General features: G+C 53.7%; 6 protein-coding genes. 1 reads left to right on the top strand and 5 read right to left on the bottom strand.

Annotation, left to right across the window (positions count from 1 at the left end):
* From G7Y51_RS13165 to G7Y51_RS13825, 3 genes are all read right to left on the bottom strand, one after another.
* A partial coding sequence (locus tag G7Y51_RS13165) for a type IV secretory system conjugative DNA transfer family protein (protein WP_346773704.1) occupies positions 1 to 261 on the bottom strand: 261 nt, incomplete at its 3' end.
* Between the two features lie 188 nt (positions 262 to 449).
* Positions 450 to 1,262: a TrbG/VirB9 family P-type conjugative transfer protein gene (locus G7Y51_RS13170; protein WP_165178193.1), complete on the bottom strand. Its 813-nt coding sequence runs from the start codon at positions 1,260 to 1,262 to the stop codon at positions 450 to 452.
* Entirely contained in the window at positions 1,259 to 1,594 is a 336-nt protein-coding gene (locus tag G7Y51_RS13825; protein ID WP_241160260.1) for a type IV secretion system protein, read from the bottom strand. The genes G7Y51_RS13170 and G7Y51_RS13825 overlap by 4 nt, the downstream gene beginning before the upstream one ends.
* 127 nt (positions 1,595 to 1,721) lie before the next feature.
* On the opposite strand from G7Y51_RS13825, the gene G7Y51_RS13180 reads away from it, so the two are divergent.
* Positions 1,722 to 2,075: a hypothetical protein gene (locus tag G7Y51_RS13180; protein WP_165178195.1), complete on the top strand. Its 354-nt coding sequence runs from the start codon at positions 1,722 to 1,724 to the stop codon at positions 2,073 to 2,075.
* Here the strand turns inward: G7Y51_RS13180 and trbJ are convergent.
* Together trbJ and G7Y51_RS13190 are read right to left on the bottom strand one after the other, a co-directional pair.
* The gene (gene trbJ / locus G7Y51_RS13185) at positions 2,072 to 2,869 is read right to left on the bottom strand and encodes a P-type conjugative transfer protein TrbJ (RefSeq protein ID WP_165178197.1); all 798 of its coding nucleotides are present in this window, start codon (positions 2,867 to 2,869) and stop codon (positions 2,072 to 2,074) included. The two genes, G7Y51_RS13180 and trbJ, sit on opposite strands and share 4 nt — an antisense overlap.
* Positions 2,870 to 2,886: 17 nt before the next feature.
* Positions 2,887 to 4,165 (bottom strand): DUF87 domain-containing protein (locus G7Y51_RS13190; RefSeq protein ID WP_165178199.1); only part of this gene is annotated, 1,279 nt, incomplete at its 5' end.

Consider the following 4,165-nt stretch of genomic DNA (forward strand, 5'->3'; position numbering starts at 1 on the left):
CTTTTCCACCACCGTGGTCTTGCCCGTCATTCTGGAAAGCAGCTCCGCCGTGTCCGGATCATTGGGCGCATAGGCAATGCGCACATGGCAGTTGGCCATAAGGGCATTGTCTTTGCCGTATGCCTCGCTGAGCTGCTTTATGTTCTGGACGATGATGCACAGTTTGCCGCCGTAACCGGCGATGTAGGCAATGGCTTTCTCCAGAATGGGGAGCTTGCCCAGGCTGATAAGTTCGTCCAGCATCAGCAGAAGCCGATGCAGATAGCCCGCCTAGGGTCAGCCCTCATTAAAACACCGTCCGCGAAAAGCCGAATTTTTTCGGCCGGCAAGGCGCAAGGCCAACATTGGGCGAAGCTGTATTGAACATACCGCAAGGTCAATGTTGGCCTTGCAACGCCGCCGGACGGAAAAAGGCGGCTTTGCAGCAGGTGGATTAATGAGGGCTGACCCTAGCTCGCGCCGTCGGCAAATTCCATCCTGGCGCAGACGCGGCGGATAATCAGATCCAGCAGAAGGCGCATCAGGTGGATATAGATTTTCTGGCCGTCGTCAAAAACGCGCTCAGGCTTCCAGGAGGCTTTGCCTTTCACCTCGAAATTGAAATTCAGGCCGGAAATATCGACGTCCCTGCCGTCGATCCTGGCCGTATTGCGCTGGACTTCCTGCTCTCTGGCGGCTTTTTCTTCCGCAAGCCGGAGTTTCATGGCGTCGGCGTAGACAAAGCCCACATACGGCGTATGTCCGGAGCGCCGGGAAATAAGCCGCAGATGATAAATGCGGCGATCTGTGGTGATCACGGCGCTTGTTTCCAGCCCGGCGTCCACGGGCTTGATGAAGAGGTGCGTGGTGTTGCCGGCAGTGCCCGTTTCCACCATCCAGCGCGCCGAATCGCCTACGATCACCTCATTGACCTTTTCCCCGGGCTGGAGTTCCACGTCGCAGACCTGCATGGGGCTGGCCAGGATGGTGGGCAGGGACGCGCCGTGCACATAAACAAGCTTGCCGGAGTGCGAGAGCACCGGAGCCGGGCCGCGTCCGGCCCAATCACGGGTCAGGGTAAGGGACTGCCGTTCGCGCTTGCTCAGCGGCACGGTGTCATTGCTGAGAAAGTCCGGAGGCGTGTTCAGAAAATCGGCCGGCAACGGCAGCGCTGAGGCCGGGTCGGCAGCAGCGGACGACGAGCCTCCGGAAGGGGCCGCGCCCGCAACGACTCCAGGGAGAAAGCAGCATATCAGCAGCAGGGAAACAACAATCCTTTTCATGGGGAACTCCTATTGTGCCTTTGCCGAAGAAGCGGCAGGCGCGGCAGTTTTGAATACGCGGCTCGCCGTAAGGCTGGTGATGTACACGCCGCCGGGATTGCGCAAATGGTTGCTGCTTCACCAGCTATTGTTTTTAATCCATTGATTACGTTCCATGTCCATGTATGATAATTGTTGATCACCGCGAGAAAGAAGCCGGCAGCCAGCAGCACAAAACAAAGATTTTTGATTGTCTCGCGCACATCAGAAGTGCCAAGAACCATTTTTACGCCAAGAAAGGCGACTTCTAGAACTGCGCACCAGTAAAAAATAATTTTGGCATATTTAAGCATGACTGATTCGTATCTAGACAGCTCATTATGGAACTTCGTAACAATATCTGATACGATAGTTCCTCCTTGATCAGCAGCATAACTTGTGCTAATATTTAAAAAATATAAAATGAAAAGGAGTACTCCAATGAAAAAAGCTTTTCTAAGTATAATCTTTGTATTTACCTTCATATTTAACTCCGCAATGCCTGCATTTTCTTTTGAAATTTATGGTTATTGGAAGTCCGAAGAAGAATATCCCTTAAATATAATAGGATTTGATAGCACAACGTACTATTATGGAAAGTTTTCCCAGAAGGCAAAATTCTCAAATATAAATAATATATTATATGTCCAATTTACAAAATATTCTACATTACAGATTATTGATGAAAGCAATGATGTAATTAAAGTTACATTTCCAGACCCTTCCCTTCCTAAAAATATTATCTATAAACGTATTAGTGAAAATGAAGCTAAAGCAATCCTTGCAAAATATTAAAATGGATCAGGACGTGACGTAGTATCTAATTCGCCAAAACCATCCAACATCTGCCGATGTAATTCCTGCCCCATCTGACTTTCCTTCTCGGCCTTTTCCTGGCTCGCCAGATCCGATTGAACCTTTGTCGCAATGAGTTCACGGAGCTGGCGGGCCTTTTGTATTTGCAGGGCGGCAAGCTGATTGCCGGCCATGAGCGCCTTTTGCTGACCGTCCGGGCTGGAAAGCAGCTCATTCATATAAGCTTCCAGCTCGGCGGACTCTTCCAGGTCCTTGAGCTGCTGGCCTGAAAGCTGAAACGTCGCCCTGGTGGAATCGTCCACGCGGCGGCTCCAACTGTCCCAGCTTGTGCGGTACGTCATGCCGCCCTGGGAGAGCATGTTTCTGGGCATGTTGGCCAGTTTTTTCAGTTCGGCTTGCGCCTGGTACAGACCATCAAAGACATTGCCCAGACCCGCAACATCATTGCGCATGGTATTCAGCGCATTGGTGATTCGTGCGACCTTGGAGAGCTCTGAAGAAATCTTTCTGATGATGTTCGCCGGCAGCATGACGGTATTTTGCACCATGTTGGTGTATTGCTCGATGTTCTGTTGCACCATCTGAAGTTGCGCGGCAGTTTGCTGAATGGCTTCATCGTATTCCTTGAGCAAGGTTGTGAGCTGCTCAAGGCTGGTGGCCTTTTCAATGGCCTGGGTCACTCTGTCGCTGCAATTTGTGCAATAGACTGTGTACGCGGCACTGGCATTCGCCGCAGAGAGCGTAATAATGAGAGCGCATAACAGGATTTTCATTCTTTTTCTCCTTGGAGTCAGGCGACGTTGCGCTCTTTGAGCCAGATCCAGGGCCACTCTTTCCCATATTGGCTTTTAAGAGCCTTGATCCGGGCAATGCTTTCCTTGTCGGAAACGCCGGTGAAGGACAGGGCCACCGGCCCCAGGCCGAGCTGAAAGAGCCGTCGGCCCGAGGGATTAACCATGTAATAATCCCGCTTGGGGGTGGCGTTGGCCAGAATCCCGATCTGGCGGTCATTGAGTCCGCAACTGCGGTAGAAGGCGTATTCGTCGTCGTTGCGGGCCTGCCTGTTGGGCAGATAGATAACTGTCGGGCAGGACGTGAGGATCACGTCCATGATGCCGCTGTTTCTGGCGTCCGAGAGGTTCTGCGTGGCCAGGATCACGCCGCAGTTGGCCTTGCGCAGCACCTTGAACCACTCGCGTATTTTGTCGCGGAAGACGGGGTGCCCAAGCATGATCCATGCTTCATCCAGAATCAGCAGCGAGGGCTTGCCGTCCAGGGCTTTCTCAATGCGGTGGAAGAGGTAGGTCAGCACGGGGATCAGGTTGCGATCCCCTTTTTTCATCAGCTCTTCCATTTCAAAGACAATGAAATGCGACGTGCCCAGATTGTCCGTCCTGGCGTCCAGCAGCATGCCCATCGTGCCGCGCTGCGTGTAGCAGGCCAATGTCTGGCGGATGGAGATATCCTGTACGGCGTCCATGTAATGCGACAGGGTGCGCATGTGCTCCGGCTGCGTGGCCAGTCCGGTCATGGCGTTGTGGATGGCTTCACGGTGCGCGGGAAGCACGGTCATGCCCTGAAGCTCCAGCAGGCTTTCAATCCAGTTCTCCGCCCAGGCCAGCTCCGTGGTATTTGCATCAATGCGCTGGAGGGGCGTGAAACAGAGACTGTCTTCCGTGGCAATCTCGTAATGATCGCCGCCAGTGCCGTCGCAGAGCGGGAAAAGGGAGTTGCCCTTGTCAAATGCGAAAATCCGCCCATGCTCATAGCGCAGAAACTGCGCGGCTATGGTGGCCAGCAGCGTGGATTTGCCTGAGCCCGTGGGGCCGAAGATTGCCGTATGGGCCAGATCGCCGTCGTGGAGGTTGAACCAGAACGGCGTGGAGCCCTCAGTCAGAAAGACGGCCAGCGGAGGGGAATCGGGCGGATAGAAAGGGCACGGGCAGACCGGGCTGCCCGTCCAGACGGATTGCAAAGGCAGAAGATCCGCCAGGTTCAAGCTGGTCAGCAGGGGACGCCGGATATTGGCATAGCCGTTGCCGGGCAAACTGCCCAGCCAGGCTTCCAGG

Origin of the sequence: Desulfovibrio sp. ZJ369 (assembly GCF_011039085.1) — a bacterium.
Lineage (GTDB): Bacteria > Desulfobacterota > Desulfovibrionia > Desulfovibrionales > Desulfovibrionaceae > Desulfovibrio.

Excerpts from the sequence above, each read along its gene's own strand:
- G7Y51_RS13180 (WP_165178195.1), top strand. The coding sequence starts at position 1,722 with ATGAAAAAAGCTTTTCTAAGTATAATCTTTGTATTTACCTTCATATTT.
- trbJ (WP_165178197.1), bottom strand. The coding sequence starts at position 2,869 with ATGAAAATCCTGTTATGCGCTCTCATTATTACGCTCTCTGCGGCGAAT.
- G7Y51_RS13170 (WP_165178193.1), bottom strand. The coding sequence starts at position 1,262 with ATGAAAAGGATTGTTGTTTCCCTGCTGCTGATATGCTGCTTTCTCCCT.
- G7Y51_RS13825 (WP_241160260.1), bottom strand. The coding sequence starts at position 1,594 with ATGCTTAAATATGCCAAAATTATTTTTTACTGGTGCGCAGTTCTAGAA.